General features: G+C 62.2%; 17 protein-coding genes. 8 read left to right on the top strand and 9 right to left on the bottom strand.

The window, feature by feature from the left end:
• Positions 1-15: 15 nt before the first annotated feature.
• A complete protein-coding gene (locus tag QZ709_RS00660; protein WP_294635475.1) occupies positions 16-1,713 on the bottom strand; it encodes a DUF1302 family protein in 1,698 nt (565 codons plus the stop codon).
• A gap of 430 nt (positions 1,714-2,143) precedes the next feature.
• On the opposite strand from QZ709_RS00660, the gene QZ709_RS00655 reads away from it, so the two are divergent.
• Entirely contained in the window at positions 2,144-2,683 is a 540-nt protein-coding gene (locus QZ709_RS00655; RefSeq protein WP_199865951.1) for a TetR/AcrR family transcriptional regulator, read from the top strand.
• 237 nt (positions 2,684-2,920) lie between these two features.
• Here the strand turns inward: QZ709_RS00655 and QZ709_RS00650 are convergent, their stop codons facing one another.
• From QZ709_RS00650 to QZ709_RS00640, 3 genes are read right to left on the bottom strand one after another with little or no spacing between them, the layout of a single operon-like run.
• Positions 2,921-3,916: a tripartite tricarboxylate transporter substrate binding protein gene (locus tag QZ709_RS00650; protein WP_207374476.1), complete on the bottom strand. Its 996-nt coding sequence runs from the start codon at positions 3,914-3,916 to the stop codon at positions 2,921-2,923.
• A gap of 21 nt (positions 3,917-3,937) precedes the next feature.
• Positions 3,938-5,074 carry a CoA transferase gene (locus tag QZ709_RS00645; RefSeq protein WP_063460684.1) on the bottom strand — a complete coding sequence of 379 codons (1,137 nt, stop codon included), beginning with the start codon at positions 5,072-5,074 and terminating at the stop codon, positions 3,938-3,940.
• Positions 5,071-5,880, bottom strand: a complete 810-nt coding sequence (locus tag QZ709_RS00640) for a citryl-CoA lyase (RefSeq protein WP_207374475.1) — start codon at positions 5,878-5,880, stop codon at positions 5,071-5,073. The genes QZ709_RS00645 and QZ709_RS00640 overlap by 4 nt, the downstream gene beginning before the upstream one ends.
• Before the next feature lie 86 nt (positions 5,881-5,966).
• On the opposite strand from QZ709_RS00640, the gene QZ709_RS00635 reads away from it, so the two are divergent.
• On the top strand, positions 5,967-6,908 hold the full coding sequence (locus QZ709_RS00635) for a LysR substrate-binding domain-containing protein (RefSeq protein ID WP_199865952.1): 942 nt from the start codon (positions 5,967-5,969) through the stop codon (positions 6,906-6,908).
• A 427-nt stretch (positions 6,909-7,335) separates the two neighbouring features.
• Here QZ709_RS00635 and QZ709_RS00630 read toward each other — a convergent pair whose 3' ends face one another.
• The 4 genes from QZ709_RS00630 to QZ709_RS00615 all read right to left on the bottom strand — a co-directional run bounded on the left by QZ709_RS00630 (position 7,336) and on the right by QZ709_RS00615 (position 10,732).
• A complete protein-coding gene (locus QZ709_RS00630) occupies positions 7,336-7,857 on the bottom strand; it encodes a GNAT family N-acetyltransferase (RefSeq protein ID WP_207374474.1) in 522 nt (173 codons plus the stop codon).
• Positions 7,858-7,985: 128 nt separating this feature from the next.
• Positions 7,986-8,828: a pantoate--beta-alanine ligase gene (gene panC, locus QZ709_RS00625; RefSeq protein WP_207374473.1), complete on the bottom strand. Its 843-nt coding sequence runs from the start codon at positions 8,826-8,828 to the stop codon at positions 7,986-7,988.
• Between the two features lie 498 nt (positions 8,829-9,326).
• A complete protein-coding gene (locus QZ709_RS00620) occupies positions 9,327-9,509 on the bottom strand; it encodes an AlpA family transcriptional regulator (RefSeq protein ID WP_294635480.1) in 183 nt (60 codons plus the stop codon).
• 443 nt (positions 9,510-9,952) lie between these two features.
• On the bottom strand, positions 9,953-10,732 hold the full coding sequence (locus QZ709_RS00615) for a DUF1845 domain-containing protein (protein ID WP_294635474.1): 780 nt from the start codon (positions 10,730-10,732) through the stop codon (positions 9,953-9,955).
• Between the two features lie 494 nt (positions 10,733-11,226).
• Between QZ709_RS00615 and QZ709_RS00610 the strand changes: the two genes are divergently transcribed.
• From QZ709_RS00610 to QZ709_RS00590, 5 genes are all read left to right on the top strand, one after another.
• Positions 11,227-11,829, top strand: coding sequence for a hypothetical protein (locus tag QZ709_RS00610; protein ID WP_013722331.1), 603 nt, complete (start codon positions 11,227-11,229; stop codon positions 11,827-11,829).
• Between the two features lie 70 nt (positions 11,830-11,899).
• The gene (locus tag QZ709_RS00605) at positions 11,900-12,148 is read left to right on the top strand and encodes a hypothetical protein (RefSeq protein ID WP_013722332.1); all 249 of its coding nucleotides are present in this window, start codon (positions 11,900-11,902) and stop codon (positions 12,146-12,148) included.
• Positions 12,145-12,738 (top strand): hypothetical protein, encoded by a 594-nt coding sequence (locus QZ709_RS00600; protein ID WP_238530019.1) that lies wholly within the window; start codon positions 12,145-12,147, stop codon positions 12,736-12,738. The genes QZ709_RS00605 and QZ709_RS00600 overlap by 4 nt, the downstream gene beginning before the upstream one ends.
• The gene (locus QZ709_RS00595) at positions 12,725-13,729 is read left to right on the top strand and encodes a toprim domain-containing protein (protein WP_013722334.1); all 1,005 of its coding nucleotides are present in this window, start codon (positions 12,725-12,727) and stop codon (positions 13,727-13,729) included. Before QZ709_RS00600 ends, QZ709_RS00595 begins: the two co-directional genes overlap by 14 nt.
• A 261-nt stretch (positions 13,730-13,990) precedes the next feature.
• The gene (locus tag QZ709_RS00590; RefSeq protein WP_013722335.1) at positions 13,991-15,055 is read left to right on the top strand and encodes a DUF932 domain-containing protein; all 1,065 of its coding nucleotides are present in this window, start codon (positions 13,991-13,993) and stop codon (positions 15,053-15,055) included.
• 68 nt (positions 15,056-15,123) lie between these two features.
• On the opposite strand, the gene QZ709_RS00585 is transcribed toward QZ709_RS00590, so the two are convergent.
• Positions 15,124-15,810, bottom strand: a complete 687-nt coding sequence (locus tag QZ709_RS00585) for a S24 family peptidase (RefSeq protein ID WP_227468464.1) — start codon at positions 15,808-15,810, stop codon at positions 15,124-15,126.
• A gap of 311 nt (positions 15,811-16,121) precedes the next feature.
• On the opposite strand from QZ709_RS00585, the gene QZ709_RS00580 reads away from it, so the two are divergent.
• Positions 16,122-16,436 carry a hypothetical protein gene (locus QZ709_RS00580; protein ID WP_016448288.1) on the top strand — a complete coding sequence of 105 codons (315 nt, stop codon included), beginning with the start codon at positions 16,122-16,124 and terminating at the stop codon, positions 16,434-16,436.
• The last annotated feature ends 29 nt before the right edge of the window (positions 16,437-16,465 follow it).

The following is a 16,465-nucleotide window of genomic DNA, read 5'->3' as shown; positions in this document are numbered from 1 at the left end:
TGCAGCTCCAGGGAATCAGAAAGAGGTCTTATAGGTGAAAAACAGGCGACCACGATCGGTTGCGCCCACGCTGCTGTTGAGTGCGTTGCCACCAATGGCGGCCGTAGCGGCAGCGTTGTATTTGGTTGGCACGGACATGTCCGCATAGGTCAGGCTGAATTCATGCTTGCTTGCGTAGGTGGCAGCAATGCCGATTGACCACTTGAGGAGGCCTTCAAAGCCGCCACCGCCGGTGGCGGCCGAACCCTTGAGTCCGTAGCTGACGGTTACTGGAACCGACACATCCAGGGACGGCAGCACGCCCAGGTATTGGGGCGTGAAGCGCAGCGCAAGCTCCCAATAGTTCTTGGTCGAGCAGGTGTCGGTCACGTCCCCCGGCTGGGCGGTGGCACCGCTCGTTCCGAGCCTCACGCAACCGGCATACCCGACACCGCGATACAACTGCTCGTTACCCGTGACCTTCAGCAGGCGGCTGTACGCGAGTTCGCCGATCAGCGTACCGGTATCCCAGAGGGGTGTCTTGGGCAGCCCGTACGTGCCATTCACCACGGCATGGAAAGTGTCTCCCGTCGCCCCCGTGCTGGTAGCGGTATAGCTGGCAACCGAATTGAGGTGCGCGTTCTTGCGCCAGGACACTTCGGAGCCAACGCTCACCGGGCCCACAGACTTGGAAAGACTCAGGCCCCAGAGCTTGGTAGCGGCCGGGTAGACAAACCTGAAGGTACTCGGCAGCGCTGCCCCCAGGATAGTGTTGTAGGGTGCCGACACCGGAGCGAAACTGGTGAGTTGAATGCCCGTTTCCGGATTGGTATCGTTGAACTGCCGATAGTAGGCGCCCAGGGTGGAATCGATGGCGTCCACATCCAGACGCGCGGAAAGCCCCCAATTCTTGTCGCCCGAAGTCTTAACTGCCGTGTTGGCCATGGCCAGGCAGGAATAAGGACCCAGTGCCGGGTTGCAGGGCGTCAGGGCAAAACGATCGACACCGGGCGCGTTGTCGGCGCCCATCAGATATGTACCGGCATACGGTACGCGCGTCGCCTTCCAGTCCAGCGCATATTGGCCTGCAAGAGACAGCTTGTCGGTCACCTGCGCCTTGAAGGTCAACTGGTTGATGGGCAAGAAAGTTTCCTTGGTCTCAATGCCCGGGCTGGAAACAGCCTTCATGCCATCCACGGGCGACTGGCCATAGGAAATGGCATGGGCGCCGATGAACATGCCTTCACCCCAAACCACCGTGTGGCGGCCCAACTTGACGTTGACGGGAACAGAACCGAGATCGAAGTTGGACCAGACGAACGCATCCAGGACTTCGCCAGACGGGCCGTGGACAAAGCGGTTGACCTGATCGTTAAACCGGTTGTTGTTGTACGACGTCGCGGAACCAGCAGGCGAAGACACCGACCTATCGCGATACGCATGGTCGTACCAGCTTGCGGCACTGATCCGCGCCCCAAAGATCCCTTTGTAGTTAAGGTCAAGTTCCCCCAAAAGATCGAGCCGGTTGGACACGATATCTCCACGGCCGAACTTGGCGTTGCCTTCGTCGGTGGTGGCAAAATTCAACAGTCGCTGGTCTTGTGCCTCGGTACGAACCCCCAAGTTGTATCGAACCGTCGCATCGGCACGCACCTTGAAGTCGGGATTGCCAGTGTCAAGCTCCAGTGCGTGTGCACCACTGGTTGCGACCAATGCCGCTGCAGCGGCAATCATGTGCACTGCGGCCTGGGAGGGAGCCGTCCTCGTTTGTCGATTTTTCATGAGTTTGTCTCCATCAGTTGGGGATTTACCTGCTACTTGGCACAAGCTTCAGTCAGCCCTCCCATGCGTCCCCCTGAGGTGTCAGGGCTGGCCAGCGCAGCTCGCCTTCATTCTGTATGCTGCCTGCGATTCTGCATTTAGAATTTTCTTCCCGATTCCGGGTTTTCACCTAATTTGAACAAATTTATCCATAGCGTCTAAAATAAGACCGATGGAGGCGGTGCAGTCGGCATCCAGCGTGGCGGCGAAGCCGCTATCCAGCGTCGAGCATCAGGGATGGAGTCCGCTGCGGTCGCCGGTCCACGAAACGCACCCTTTGATGCAGATAGAAGCTCAGCCACGTCCACGAACGAAACCGCCGGAAGCACGGCGAGAAGAACTCATGAATGCCGCCCAGGCGTTGTTCCTGAAGAAGGGGGTGGGCGCTACCGTGATCAGGGAGATCACTGATAGCGCGAAAGTGGCGAAGGGCTCGTTCTACCTGTACTTCTCATCCAAGGAAGACATCCATATCGCATTGGCCGAGCGGTTCCATGCCCTGCATGTGGGCAACCTGGATCGGGCGACTGGGCAATGGCCTGGAACAGATTGGGGCGGCAAGCTCGGAGCTTGGGTCAAGGCTGCCGCAACGGGATTTCTTGACGATGGGCCGTTGGTTAGCATGTTTTTCGATGCTCTCCCGCACATTCCGGACAAAAGGCCAAACGCGATCGGCAAGCATCTCGAGGAATTGCTCGGGGCTGGCACAGAAGCGGGTGCCTGGTTCGTCGTCGATCCAGGAGTCACCGCCGACTTTCTGCTTGGAGGGCTCCGTGGTGTTGTCGGTGACGCCTTGACTGGCGAAACAAGCGCCAGCCGCATGCAAGTTGTCGAGCGCCTGCAGCAGCTCTTTTTCAGGATCGTAGGGTTGCCTGAAAACTGACAATCGGGCCGCTTCGTTCATTCAGCAGTCATCTCTTTCAGAGATGACTGCTGCGTCGTACTGAACCCAAAAGCAGCAGTGACCCCGAGCCCACAAACTGCCCACTGGGTGGCACGGGGCCGATGAGCAGCGCAATGCGGTCAGCAACATAGGGCAGCAACGTTGCCCCGGGGGGGCGATGCCCTTGCACTGCTCCGCATCAGAGCGCGCACGCATCAGGCCGCGCCGCTCTCGCGGTCAATCGACCTGGGCACCCGAAAGCCTGACGACACCGCCCCACTTCTCGAGTTCGCTTGCCGCGAAGCGCGCGAACTCCGGCTGTGTCATGACCAGAGGGTCAATGCCCACCGCTGCAAGCCTGGTCTGGAAATCTCCCGACTTGACGACTTTGTCGCCAGCTTGCACCAGCTTTTGCATGACCGCAGGTGGCAGGCTGGCCGGACCGGCAACGGCCCACCATCCGGTCAAGTCGAATCCTGGAAAGCCTTGCTCGTCCAGCGGCTTCACGCCTGGCGCCGCCGGTGATTTGGCAACGCTACTCAAACCCAGCGCGCGCAGCTTGCCAGCTTGAATCTGCGGCATCGCCACGGCCGGGTGGTAGAACATGAAATCGGTCTGCCCCCCGATAACTGACGTGACGGCCTGTGCTCCCTCCTTATATGGCACATGGACCATCTTCGTATTGCTCATGGCCTTGACGAGTTCTCCCGCCAAGTGACCGGTGGTGCCGTTGCCTGCGGATGCGTAGGTCACCTTGTCGGGGTTGTCCTTGGCGTATTGCACCAGTTCAGCCACGCTGTGCCACGGGGCGTTGGCCCGCACCAGCAGCAAGGTGGGCGTGTAGCCAATCATGGTCAGGGGCGTGAAGTCCTTGATGGGATCGAAATTAATCTTCTTGTAGAGGGCCTTGTTGATGGAGAACTGCCCAGTGTTGGTCAGGATCAAGGTGTAGCCGTCCGCAGGTGACTTCGCGACCAACTCGTGCGCGATGTTGCCGCTAGCTCCAGTCTTGTTCTCCACCACCACGGGCTGACCAAGCTCACGCGCGAGACCTTCGCCCATCAGGCGTGCCACGATGTCGGTGGACGTACCAGCACCCGCAGGCACGATGAGCTTTAGAGGCTTGTTTGGATAGTCTTGTGCCAGTGCCTGGGTGGCGGAAAGGACGGCTGCGAGGCCGCAGGCCAGCGTGATGGCCGCCCGTGCAAGAAGTCGATGGGTGTACGTGAACATGTTGTCTCCTTTGTTGTTTGACTAGTACTTGAGCCCCGCGAGCAACTCGCTGCGATGCTCGTCCAGCTCCGGCGGCGGTACGAGTCTCGCGGGCGGCGAGCGGTCGTAGATCACCGGATTTCTCACGGCTGTAAAGATCCCGCGTCCAGGTCGTTCTGCGGCCTGCCTGAGCTGCATGTGCAGCGCCTGCGGATCATTGAGTGCCTCACTCGCGTCGTAGACCGGCGAATGTGGCACGTCATGTTCCTTCAGACGGATGCACCACTCGGATCGGTCGTACTCCTTGAAGTAGCCATCCAGCACGCGAATTACTTCGCCGTGATTACGTATGCGCTCGCCGCGCTGCTTGAAGCGCGGATCGTCCAGCAGCTCCATATGGCCGGTGGCGCGCACCAGGTTCTCCCAGAACTTGAGCGGTGAGGACATGTGCAGCGCCACGCGCTTGCCATCCTTGCAGGTGAGCACGTGTGCCTGCGACGCACCCGGCCGACTGTATGGAGTCATCAGCTCGCCGTCACCGTAGTAGTGCGTGAAGGCGTCGATGTTGAAATGCGCCATCGCACCCACCATGGCCACCTCCACCAGCCGTCCCCGGCCAGTGCGTTGCCGCTCATGCAGCGCGCCCAGGATTCCGTAGGCCGCGTACATCCCCGTGATCGAATCGGCCACCGCAGGACCGCACACGCGCGGGTTGCCGGGATTGAGCGTCAGGTCCAAATAGCCGCTGGCGGCCTGCGCCACTGTGTCATAGCAAGGCTGGTTGGCGCCTGGACCGTCAGGCCCGAAGCCGCTGATGGCGCAATACACCAATCGTGGATTGATGAATCGCAGCCGTTCCGCACCCACATTGAGTTTCTCTGCCGCACCTGGACGAAAGTTCTGAATGAACACGTCTGCATCGGCAATCAATGCGTCGAACACGGCAAGATCCTGTGGATCGACAGTGTCGAGCGCGAGGCTGCGTTTATTGCGGTTAAAGGCCTGGAAGTTGGTGTCGTACAAGCTTCCGTCTGCCGACATCCGAAACGGGTCTCCTGTGCCGGGTTTCTCGACCTTCACAACGTCGGCCCCCTGGTCGGCCAGCAGCACTCCGGCAGCCGGGCCAGTGATGAAAGTCCCCATCTCGATCACGCGCAAGCCGTGCAGCACCCCGCTCATGCCAGATCCTTCCGTAGGGATCTGGGCGGCGGCCCGTCATAGGTGATGCTTTCGTCTGCCACGTTGTACATGTAGAACCCGATAGGCCGCGTGGCTTCCTCGTGCAAGTGGCCCAACAGACCGGCAGTGCGCGCCAGGATGGGAATGCCCTTCAACGCTCCGACGGGAAACCCTACATCCAGCAGCACAGCAGGGATCGACCCGGAAGCATTGGCCAACAGCGGACGGCCATAGACTTGGGGCAGCAGTTGCTCGAAGGTGCACAGAGCCTCGATGTATCTGCCCGTCACACCTTGCTCCCTGGCGAGGGCCAGCAGCCGGTGCGTGCGCGGGTCGCCCTGCGTGTGCAGTGGGTGGCCGTAGCCCGGCACGGTCTTTCTGGCCTCGCGTAACTGCGTGACCTTCTCGAGCGCCGCGTCTTTCAGCGGCCGACTGTCAGTCTCGGCCAATGTGATGATCTCGTGCAGGAAACGCCCGCACAGTTCGGATGTGCCCATGACCACGGAGCCGGCGCCAAGAATGCCTGCAGCCACAGCACCCTGGAGGGCGGCTGGATCGGCGTCGTAGGTCATGCGCGCAGCCTGGACCGTGGGCGTCAGTCCATGCTCGGCAATGGTGACAAGGGTCGCGTTGACGAAGAAGCTTTGCTGCGGCGTAGGCATCTCGCCGGTCAGCAGGAAAAAATAGAAATCGGCAAAGTTCAATTTGCCGATGAGCTCGCTGCACAGATCCTTGCCGCGGATGGTGATGGAGTCTGCGTCCGATGTTGCGATGGTGCTGAACGGCTCCTGCTTGCCAATCTTCATGTCGATGTCTCCAGACGCCGCAACGGTGGGCGTGCCGCATTCTTGGTCGCACGGAGCAATCGGGCAAATGACTTATTTCGCTGACTATGATTGATGCTGTCGATTATTTGGGGATGGCCATGGAACTGAGACACCTGCGGTACTTCATCGCCCTGGCAGAGCGGCTGAACTTCACCCACGCTGCCGCGCAAGTGCACGTGACGCAGTCGACGCTGTCGCACCAGATACGCCAGCTCGAGGAGGAGCTGGGCCAGGCTCTCTTCCAGCGAACGAAGCGCAGCGTGGCCCTCACCGCAGCGGGCGAGCTGTTCCTGCCGCGTGCGGTGCACGCGCTGGGAGAACTGGACATCGCCATAGCGTTGCTGAGCCCGGCCTCGCCCGAACTCACCGGCCAACTGCGCGTGGGCACGACGCCGACGTTCGACATCCATGTGATTCCACGCGCCATCACAGCATTCACTGCACGGCACCCGGCCGTGCGGCTGACGGTGGAAGAAGATACGGCCGCCAGCATCTCGCGCAAGGTCTTGCAACGCGAGTTCGACATCGCCATCTCCTACCACCCCGGCGATGAGCCCAAGCTCAGCTTCGAGCCGTTGTGCAACGAAGAACTGGTGCTGCTGGTGGGCGCGAAACATCCCCTGGCCAGCCGCAAGCGCATGAGGATGGTGGAGTTGCACCGGCGCGAGATGATCCTCCCATCATCGCGCTACACCACGCGGCGCATGATTGAAGAGGCATTTGCTGCAGCGGGGGCGACGCCCATTGTGCGCGCTGAGTCTGACTCCATCACAGCCATGCTCGGCACGGTACGCCAGAGTCATCTGGCAACTATTGTGTCGCGCCATGCAGTCCAGGGAGACAGTGGGTTCAAGATCATTGCTCTTGAAAGCCCCACGCCGATGCGCACGCCTGGTCTCGTACGGCTGAAGGGGGCACCCGTGGACCCCGCCCAGGCCACGCTCGCTTCCATCATCCGGGAGGTCACGACGGCTGCCGATTTTCAGCCCCTGCAGCGCAATCGCTAGAGGCACGGCGACCCGTCCCATGAATGCACTCTGCTATCACCGGGAAGGCTCATCTGGCACTCACGGGAGATTCATTCTGAATACCGTTGATCAGTCGCAAACGTCGAGCATTTGTTGGCGTTGTTGACTCTGGGTAAGCCTCAAGAGTGCGGGAAACGAAGCCTCCATGCAATGAAACGCTAACAAGTTGTGAGCTGCCTGCGCCGCCCGCGCGCGATTCCCTCCCCTGAATGGATGGCGCGCGGCAGCTCCTGCGGCGTGGCCTCCCCGCTTCCCTTCCGTTGGACGCGCACGCGCCCACCCAGCGTATCCACCGCCTACATCTGTGGGGTCTCGGCAATTGACCCGCGCGTTGTCAGCACCTTACGTTTTGCTTCATCCGTAGGGTGAGTGTGCCGAATCAGCTCAAGGCCGCGCCCGTGCTGACTCAGCGGCACATTTCTGCGGCTTTTAAGTTGAATGCATCGTGGTAGGCCACCACAGCCGCCGGAATTGCCCCTTCGAAGGCAATGGCCAAAAAGTACTCAGGCGGCACATCGGGCAGCACCAGTGCGCTCTCGGCCTTGAAACCAAAGCGTTGGTAGTAGTGCGGATCTCCCAGGAGCACGCAGCCCGACGCGCCCATCGAACGCAGTTGCGCTATGGCATGGTTCATGAGTTGCACGCCGATCCCCTGCCTCTGCCGCTGCGGCAAGACCGACAACGGCCCCAGGCCGAACCAATCCGCAGGGCCAATGGAGAGCCGTATCGGCGAGATCGCCACATGGCCGACCACCGCTCCATCGACGTCAGCCACCAGCGACAGCGTGAGTTGCCCCGCATGACGCAGCGCGTTCACAATGAAGTGCTCAGTGTGGCTGGTGTGCTCGGCATCATGGAACGCCGCTATCGTGACGGCCTCGATGGCCGCTACATCGGATGCTGTTTCGTTGCGGATCTTGAGGGTCACGGCGTATCCATCGTATGTTGATTGCTCATGTTCGTGTGCACAGCCGCCCCCTGTGCGGCTCCATAAAACTGTCCTTTTCCAAACTGGAAAGGTATGAACCGCGAGTAGGACGGGCCGGGGTGCAGTGCTCAGAATTCCAAGTTGTCGATCAGCCGCGTGCCGCCCAGGCGCGCCGCGCCCAGAACCACGAGTTGGCCCGGCTGCGGAGCCTCTGCAGGCGGCAGCAAGTCAGCGCGCTGGCGCACGGTTAGGTAGTCGGGCTGCCAGCCCTGCTTGCGCAGGCGCTCCACCGCCTGGGCCTCCAGCGCGGGCAGGCTGGCGCCTAGCTGCAGCGCCGCATCGGCCAGCGCGCGTAGCGCCTGGCTCAGTTGCACGGCCTGGGCACGTTCTGCGTCGTCCAGATAGCCGTTGCGCGAACTCAGCGCCAGACCGTCGCCGGCGCGGCAGGTGTCGCCGGTCACGATGTCGATGGGCAGCGCGAACTGCTCCACCATGCGGCGGATCACCAGGACCTGCTGGTAGTCCTTGCGCCCAAACACGGCCGTGCCCGGGCCGCCGCTGAACACGCAGGCCAGCAGTTTCATCACTACCGTGCACACGCCGGTGAAGAAGCCTGGACGGAAGTGTCCCTCCAGGATGTCAGCCAGTCGCGGATCGGGCTGCACTTTGAAGGTTTGCGGCTGCGGGTATAAGTCTTTTTCGGCAGGCGCGAACAGCACGTCGCAGCCCTCGGCGTGCAGCTTGCCAGCGTCTATTTCCAGCGTTCGCGGGTAGCTGTCGAAGTCCTCGTGCGGCAGGAACTGCAGCCTGTTGACAAAAATGCTGACCACCATGACGCTGCCCAACGGCTTGGCTTGGCGCACCAGGGCCAAGTGGCCGTCGTGCAAGTTGCCCATGGTGGGCACGAAGGCGGGACGGCCGCGACCCGCCAGGGCGTCGCGCAGGTCAGAGATGGTGTGGACGATTTGCATGGGTGGATTCATCAGGCGCGGAGCTAATTGTCGGGGAAGGTGGCCAAGGGCTCAGGCCGCGTCAACGGACTAGCGTTCGACGAGGACGGCGGGGGGCTGGACGGCCCTGCGCGGCAGCTGGGACATCATGCGTTTCGTCGCCGATGGGGCCTTCGATCGGGTGCAGGGCCTGCACGTGAGTTTGGCAAATATGGAATTTTCTCGGAATTCTTCAAGGAAATCATCCGACTTCCTCTCAGAGGCGGACAGACCGCTTGCACGCTGACACGCAACCGACTGTGTGCTCAGCGATCTCTCCCTCTACTTCGCGCTGCAAACAAAATCTTGCGCAGGCTCTCAGGATTGGCTCCACCTCGCGCTCGCCCTGCACCGCCAGCGATCCAAGTCTTACTCCGCCCCTTCATGCAATAGATTCGAGGCTGTATCGCCCCGCCTCCCCTACTTACCTTGCAGGAGAATGGGGATGTACCTCTTGCCTACCAAGCTATCAATACGCGGCTATTTCTGCTCCGCGATCCAGTGACGGACATCTTCTGCCCGCCATGCCGTTATGCCGACGGAAATCCGGACAGGCGCAGGGAACAGACCCGCCTTCACCCGCCTCCAGAGCGTTGATTTGGAAAATGGTACGAATCTGAGCAGCAGGCTCTGGCGCACAAAGCCAGTGTGGGGTAGCGTCATGAGATCGGTGTACTGGCCGGAGCGCACGGGCTTAAGCGAAGAAGTGTCTTGCATGATCATTCCTTTCCCGGATCTATGTCCGAGATCTGAGGGATAACCAGCTCTGTCGCAGCGGTGTTGGTCGAAAGGGTTCCGCTGCCAAGGAACGCAGGACTTACGCATCTTTGCCGACGGTCCGGTCGGGCAAAGAGGGGGAGACGTGGGACGACGCGCGCGCATGCACGAATCGCCAGCACACTTCAGGAAGCCTCCCAAGGCTGTCAGCAGGCAGGTGACGACTGCGACGTGCCCATCTTGCTGGGCGGGCAATGGAAGGCCCGATGAGCATCTCCATTGCTGCCGTCTACTCTACAAGCTTCACGTGCTTGCTGGCGCCCTAGTATGAGCAGTGCGGAGAAAAACCCTCGCAAGCGCTTCCGTTTGTGCATGGCGATGCCTTCTCTCTACTGGGGATCCGCTGTGAGCTCATCGCGCTTTGGGTCTTCCAACCTCCCAGTAGCAGCGCCAGCCCCGGCAAGACCCTCGTGTTCCCTTGGAAACTCAGTCAGGCTGCCGACGTCACCCTGTCCTGCTCCACCGCTAGGCTCTTGTGCATCTGCCATCATTTCCATGTCGCTGGCTGGGCGACGACTATCTAGTGCATTCATCTCGCGCCGCAACCGCGACGCCAGATTTCGGGCACCGTTCGCGACGTCGCGCACCCTGCGTTTGAGCGCAGCCCGCTCGATGTCGACTGCCTGCGCTGTGATGACCTCATGGATTTCCAGGGTCTGCAGCAAAGGCATCAATTGATCCAACTTGCCCAGGATCTCAAGATACCTGCGACTGCTGGAGGACAGCACGCCCACCTCCAGTTCCAGGGCAACCGTGTCATAGGTAGCGACGCTCGTGATGCCGTTGGCTTTAAACAGAGCCTCGGCCCCGTCAATAGCTTGGTTCAGTTGCTCGGCAACCTTGTCCACCTGTTCTCGGATGAGCGTCTCGACCTTCGCGACGTCTTCATGATTGAGCCGGGTTCGTGAGATCACCGAGATGAAATGGATGCCCAGTTGAAAGGTATTGAAGTACCGGATGAACAGGCGCTTCCCCTCGGCGCTCGCAAAGCTGGCCTTGATTTTCAGGCTCGCGGCCTCCACTCGCCGGAAGTCGGCCTTGGTTTCTCGGGCAAGGATGCGGGCATTGACACCCCCCTGGTCGTGCTTGACGAAATCGAGGTCGGCCATAGTCATCTTCTCCTGGTGCAACGAGCTTCGGAGAAATGATCGGCAAGACCTTGGCGCATCGCCACGCGAAACGGCCACGAAGTCGGGCTGCTTTCGGCATCGGGGTGGGCGGATGGCGCTTCGGGCATTGACGCATAAGGGTTCGGCCCCTACCGTGGGAGGCATGCAGTAGCTGGCCCTGCACCCCCTGGCAAGCCCTGGAGTTCCGCCGGCACGGTCTGAGCGCGACACGCTCTGGATCGCTGTCTCTAACCAATGCTTCCGGTCGGCGGCTTTCGAGGCCAGCCTGGGGGCAGTCACGCCCTCGGCCTGGCGCCGAAAGCTTTCTCCCTGCCGGTCGCTGGCGCACCGGTCCCACGGCGCATCGCGCCGTGTCCAAGCCAGCCTTGGAATCCCTGATCCGCCACACGGATCCGTTCATTCATCCACCCCCTGGGGGCTAACAGCCCCTAGATCGGTGCGTTGGCTCCTGCCGTCATCCCAAGGAGCCAACCATGCTGAGCCCCAGCATCTCATCCGAGATCCGTACTTGCCCGCCGATGGGAATCCTGTCCGAAGGCATGCACGCCGAGCGGACGGCCTTCCAGGTCCTGCTCGAACGGCTGCAGGCTGGAAATGCGCACGTCGTTCCACTCGCAACTGCCGCGGCAATGCTCGATGACCCCGACGACAGGTCCCCCGTCGAATGGAGCGAGGAAGACATCGTGCTGCTGCACTGGCGGCTGCTCAAGGAGATCGGCCGACTGGCAGATCCCGAGACACCGCTCGAAGATAAGTTCGACACGCTGCGCTGGGTGTTCACCGAGCGCGAGAAGGATCGCAAGCCATTCAGTTTCGTCTCCTGCCTTCGCGTGGTGGGCTGCAGCCCTTTGTCGCCCCTGCCGTATTGCGGCTTGGTCGACGTCGAGGAAGTCCGGGACGTCATCCGCTGTGCCATGCGCAGCTGGCTGCGCCAAACCCTGATGCGCTACCCGAGCTGGGTGCGTGAGGCCATCGTGGACCACCCCGAATGGATCGAGTCCCGTCTGGCCCGCAACCCCCAGTGGATCAACGAAGCGATCCGGCGCACTGCCCTCGAGGGCGATCTTTTCGCCTGACTGCTCCGGCCTGAAACCCCAATCCGTGGGGCGCGCCCCGCCCCACCCTGCAACTTGAAAGGAGTCCACCATGACCGAATGGAAGGACGTTTTCTGCCTCCTGGCGATCTTCGTGGCCTACGGGTTCGCCGGCCATCTGGACTACCAGGATGCCATCGCGATGGAAGAAGCCATGCGCGAGGACACGCCGTCTCACTGCTCTGCGCCCGCGGGCGTGGCAGCGGAAGGAACACCGCCGCTTGCGGCCGACGCACGGACTGTTCGCCTCGGCACCACGGCGGCGATTTCTCGCCCGGCCTGTGGGCCGGACAACGAATGAAGGGTCGAACCATGCACTATGCCGCACGCCACCCGAACCCGTCGGAGGCCTTGCTTCCCGTCAGGGCGCTGGACGACATCGAATACCTCGTCAAGGAAAGCGAAGTCGTGACCGGCCAGGCCGGCAGGGCCTTCGTCATTGCCGGTGCCGACCGGCTGATCTACCGCGTGCACTGGCACCCGCTGGGATTCAAGGTCGAGCGCCTGGACGTGCACGGCGACATCCTGGACAGTCGGCACCTGCTTCCCCGAGTTTCGAGCAGCACGGCCTGGCCCAGGCACTGGCCTGCGGCCAGCTGTTCACTGCATCGGTGTCCCTCGACATCGACGGCAGCGCCTGATTTTCGCTACTCGCCAGCGGGTCATCCCGCTGGGGACGGAGCCTTGGCCTCACAGGAGATCTCCATGAAGATCCAAATACGCATCAAGCAAGAAGGCATCCTGCGCCCTGAGCGCGGTGCCTTCGCCGACCGGCCCACGCCGGTCACCGACCTGGTGAAGAACACCCGGCAGGCAGGCGCGCGCCCCATCACGGCCGGCCACCACGCCGAAAAGCGGAAGCAGGAGGGAGACCGCCATGCTGAACGCTGAATACACCGCTCGCGTGGACGCCGTCAAACGTCGCGCGCACGGGCGCTGGACCGAGATTCTCGGTGCCATGGGGATCCACGAGCGCATGCTCAAACGCAAGCCCATGGCCTGCCCCGTGTGCCGCGACGGAGAGGACCGGTTCCAGTACACCGACAAATTCGGCGAAGGGAACTACCACTGCCGCAAGTGCGGTCCAGGCGGCGGCTTCAAGCTGCTGCAGGCCTGCAAGGGAATGGACTTCCACACCGCGCTGTGCGCCGTCGAGAAACTGCTGGGGGTTCTGCCTCCGGCCAGGCCGGCCGATGAGCCGACGCCGGACCGGATGAAGAAGCTTGCGCAGCGCATCTGGAACGAGGCGCGCCCCATCACCCTCGGCGACGAGGTGGACCGCTACCTGCGTGGCCGAGGACTCGCGCTCCGTACCTATCCGCCCTCGCTGCGTTTCCACCCCGCGCTGGGCTACTACCAGAAGGAGGGCGCTGCCAAGTCCCGCAAGGTCGCCGAATACCCCGCCATGCTGGCCAGCGTGCAGGACGCGCAAGGCGCGGTGACGCTGCACCGCACCTACCTGCGCGATGGCCGAAAGCTCGATGCGCCAGATGCAAAGAAGGTGCTGAGCAGTGGCTTTGCTGGTGCCGCCGTGCGGCTGGCCGAAGCGACCGACGACCTCGCGGTCTGCGAAGGCATCGAGACCGGCATCGCGGTGTTCCTGGCGACCGGCAGGCCCGTGTGGTGCGCACTCAGCGCAGGCAACCTCGAAAAGATCTGGATCCCCGAGACAGTCGTCAGCGTGGGCATCTACGGCGACAACGATGCCGACGGCGACTTCACCGGCCAAGCCAGCACCTACGCGCTCGCCCGCCGACTCATGAGGGAGCCCTGTCACCGCGGTCGCCGCGAAGTGCGCCCGCATCTGCCCCGGCGCATCGGCTCCGACTGGGCCGACGTCTGGCGGCAGCGGCAGGAAGCCCTGCTGTTGCAGGCCGCGTGACCCTTGCTGGGATGGGCATCTCGCCCATCCCGCCTTTTCAACGCAGATTCGCCTCCCGCGCGTCTGCGCTGAAAAGGTGTCTCCCCTGGTCGCTGCCAGACCAGGCCGTTCACGCGGCGAAGGCAGCCTGGGAGTTCTGCGCGCAACCAGATTGCGCGATCGCGGGCCGGCTCACGCCGGTCCTTCATCAGCCCATGCGGGGATGCGCATCCCCGCCGGGGCTCTGCCGTCCCCGCTTCTTTCTCTCCGAAGGAGATTGTCATGAGAAGCGGACGTACCCTGTTGAATCTGGCCCAGGAGTTGGAGCGCCAGCTCGACACCAAGAAAGATCTGGTAGTGTCCTCGCCACTGGTGCGCCACAGCACCAGCGAAGGCGGCGGAACGACCCTCGTAGTCGAGGAGGCAAGCGGACCGGCAGCCTATGGCGTGACGCCGCTCGCGCGCCGGCAGCTCGCCGACAAGCTGAACATTCCGTATGCCTATTTCGAGCGCATGCGCGAGAACCAGCCGGCACTGCTGGACCGCAACGTCAACACCTGGCTGCAAAGCGAGCCCGACCGGCGCTTGCTGCGCACCCTCGACGGACAGGTACGTGCCGTGCTGTCCGACCGCTACCGGCGCCTGGACAACTATGATCTGGCCGTGCATGTCCTGCCCATCCTCAAGGGCTTGCCCGAACTCCGGTTCGAGTCCGTGGAGCTGACCGAGACGCGCATGTATATCAAGTGCGTCACGCCGCAGCTGAAGTTCGAGATGGCGCCCGGCGACATCGTGCAGGCAGGCATCGCTATCTCGAATTCCGAGGTGGGCCAGGGCACGCTGTCTGTGCAGCCGCTGCTTTACCGCCTGGTGTGCCGCAACGGCCTCATCGTCGCCGACCGCGCCCTGCGCAAGACGCACGTCGGCCGTTCGCTCGCACAGGACGAAGAAGGCGTGACGGTCTACCAGGACGACACCCTGCAGGCCGACGACAAAGCGTTCTTCCTCAAGGTCCGCGACGTCGTGCAGGCAGCGGTGTCGGAAGTGACGTTCCGTCAAGCTGCGGCCAAGATGCAAAGGACCATGGGCATCAAGCTCGTCGGCGACCCGGTGCACAGCGTGGAGGTGCTGGCCCAGCGCTATACGCTCAACGAAGCGGAACGGTCAGGGGTGCTGCGCCACCTGGTGGCTGGGGGTGATCTGTCGGGCTACGGCCTGGTGAACGCGGTCACGCATTTCAGCCAGGAAGTCGAGGACTACGACCGGGCCACAGAGTTCGAGGTCCTGGGCGGCAAGCTCATCGAGTTGTCGGCATCCGAGTGGAAGCCGCTGGCCGAAGCCGCCTGAGAAACGTGTCGCGGCTGCAGGAGGGTCAATCCCTCCTGCAGCCCGCCATTGGCACAGAATGGCTTCCTTCAGAACACCTGCACGCTGATCCCGCCATGGACTTTGCCAAGCAGCTTGACGCCGGAACGCGCAGCTGCTGCGGCCCCTTTCCATTCATGATCCCGATAGGCCTTGTTGTCGCACTGAAGCACGATGCTCTTGTCAATTCGCTGCTCCACGCGGCGGATAAGAAGTTCGTCGTCGCGGGTGAATGCGTAGATGCCATTGCCTTCGATACGAGTGATGGCCGTTTTCACGAACACGATGTCCCCGGCCTTCAGGCGTGGTGCCATTTCGTCGCCAGGCACACGGACCGGAATTCCCAGTTCGCCCCTGCGGGCCAGCGAATCGGTGATCGCGCGAATGCAGTTGGCCATCTGGACCATGTGAGCGCAGCGAGCCGGATCGTGCCCTTCGCGATGAAGGGCCCCAATGATCTCGTCCGCGCTGCACCCCAGGCCGATGCACAGCCGAGCAAAGGATTCGAGGTCCGGTAACCCGGGCTCGCGTGCATCAAACCAGCGGCGCACGCTTTGCGCGGCTCGCTGCGTGATGCCGGCCACATAGGACACCTCCTTCGTGGCGGGTATGCCCATGGCGACCAGTCTGGCATGCAGACGATCACGCACACCAGGAACGAGGTCGAGATCGACCTCTGCGGCTTCGCGGCCTATGTGCCCAGCCCTGGCACGCAGGCCACCTTCAAGCCCTTTCATTCGCGGGGTAGGCGCGCGCCTCGTGGGGCAGCGCGCTGCACTGGTTATGGGTGTCACGCTTGTCTCCTTGCCGATCGCAAATCGCGTGTTGTACTGCTACTTTTGTTACCGGATGTGCGCGAATGCGAAATCAATCTCCAAAGCTGCCATTTGTCGGTGGCAAGTCCTGCGGACTCTCCGCGCGCAGCTTGGGATGCGGGATTTCGCGCAAAGCGCAGCATATGCTGTATCCCCAAAAGCCCCCATCAACTCGCTCCGAGGACGTCGTGAAACATCGTTGAACCACACAACCGGGATATGAGGAACCGATCATGCGCCACCTGCATCTGTCCGATGTGCAATCCACCAACCTGCAATTGCTCCACGTGATCCTCGTGGGTGCGCAGCGAGACCTGGTGGAGACCTGCCGCAAATTCCATCTGCACGCCACCCAGGCCGAGCGCCTGCGTACGATGCAGCCGTCCGAGATCTGGTCTCTCGTGCATGCCGTCGGCGACACATCGCTGTTCGTGCCCAGGAACGACTTTCTCGCATTGGTCGACTCGCCGCCCTCATTGGTCGGCACGCTCGCTGCGGTGCGCCCGCCCTTCCCTCCGTCGCTGGATCCCATCCAGGTGACCCGCTGAATGCCGGGAACAAAAATCGGCCATCGCAT

The organism is uncultured Aquabacterium sp. (assembly GCF_913773725.1).
GTDB lineage: Bacteria > Pseudomonadota > Gammaproteobacteria > Burkholderiales > Burkholderiaceae_C > Aquabacterium.
Note: the sequence above shows the minus strand (reverse complement) of the source record. Positions and strands in the feature narration are given on the sequence as shown.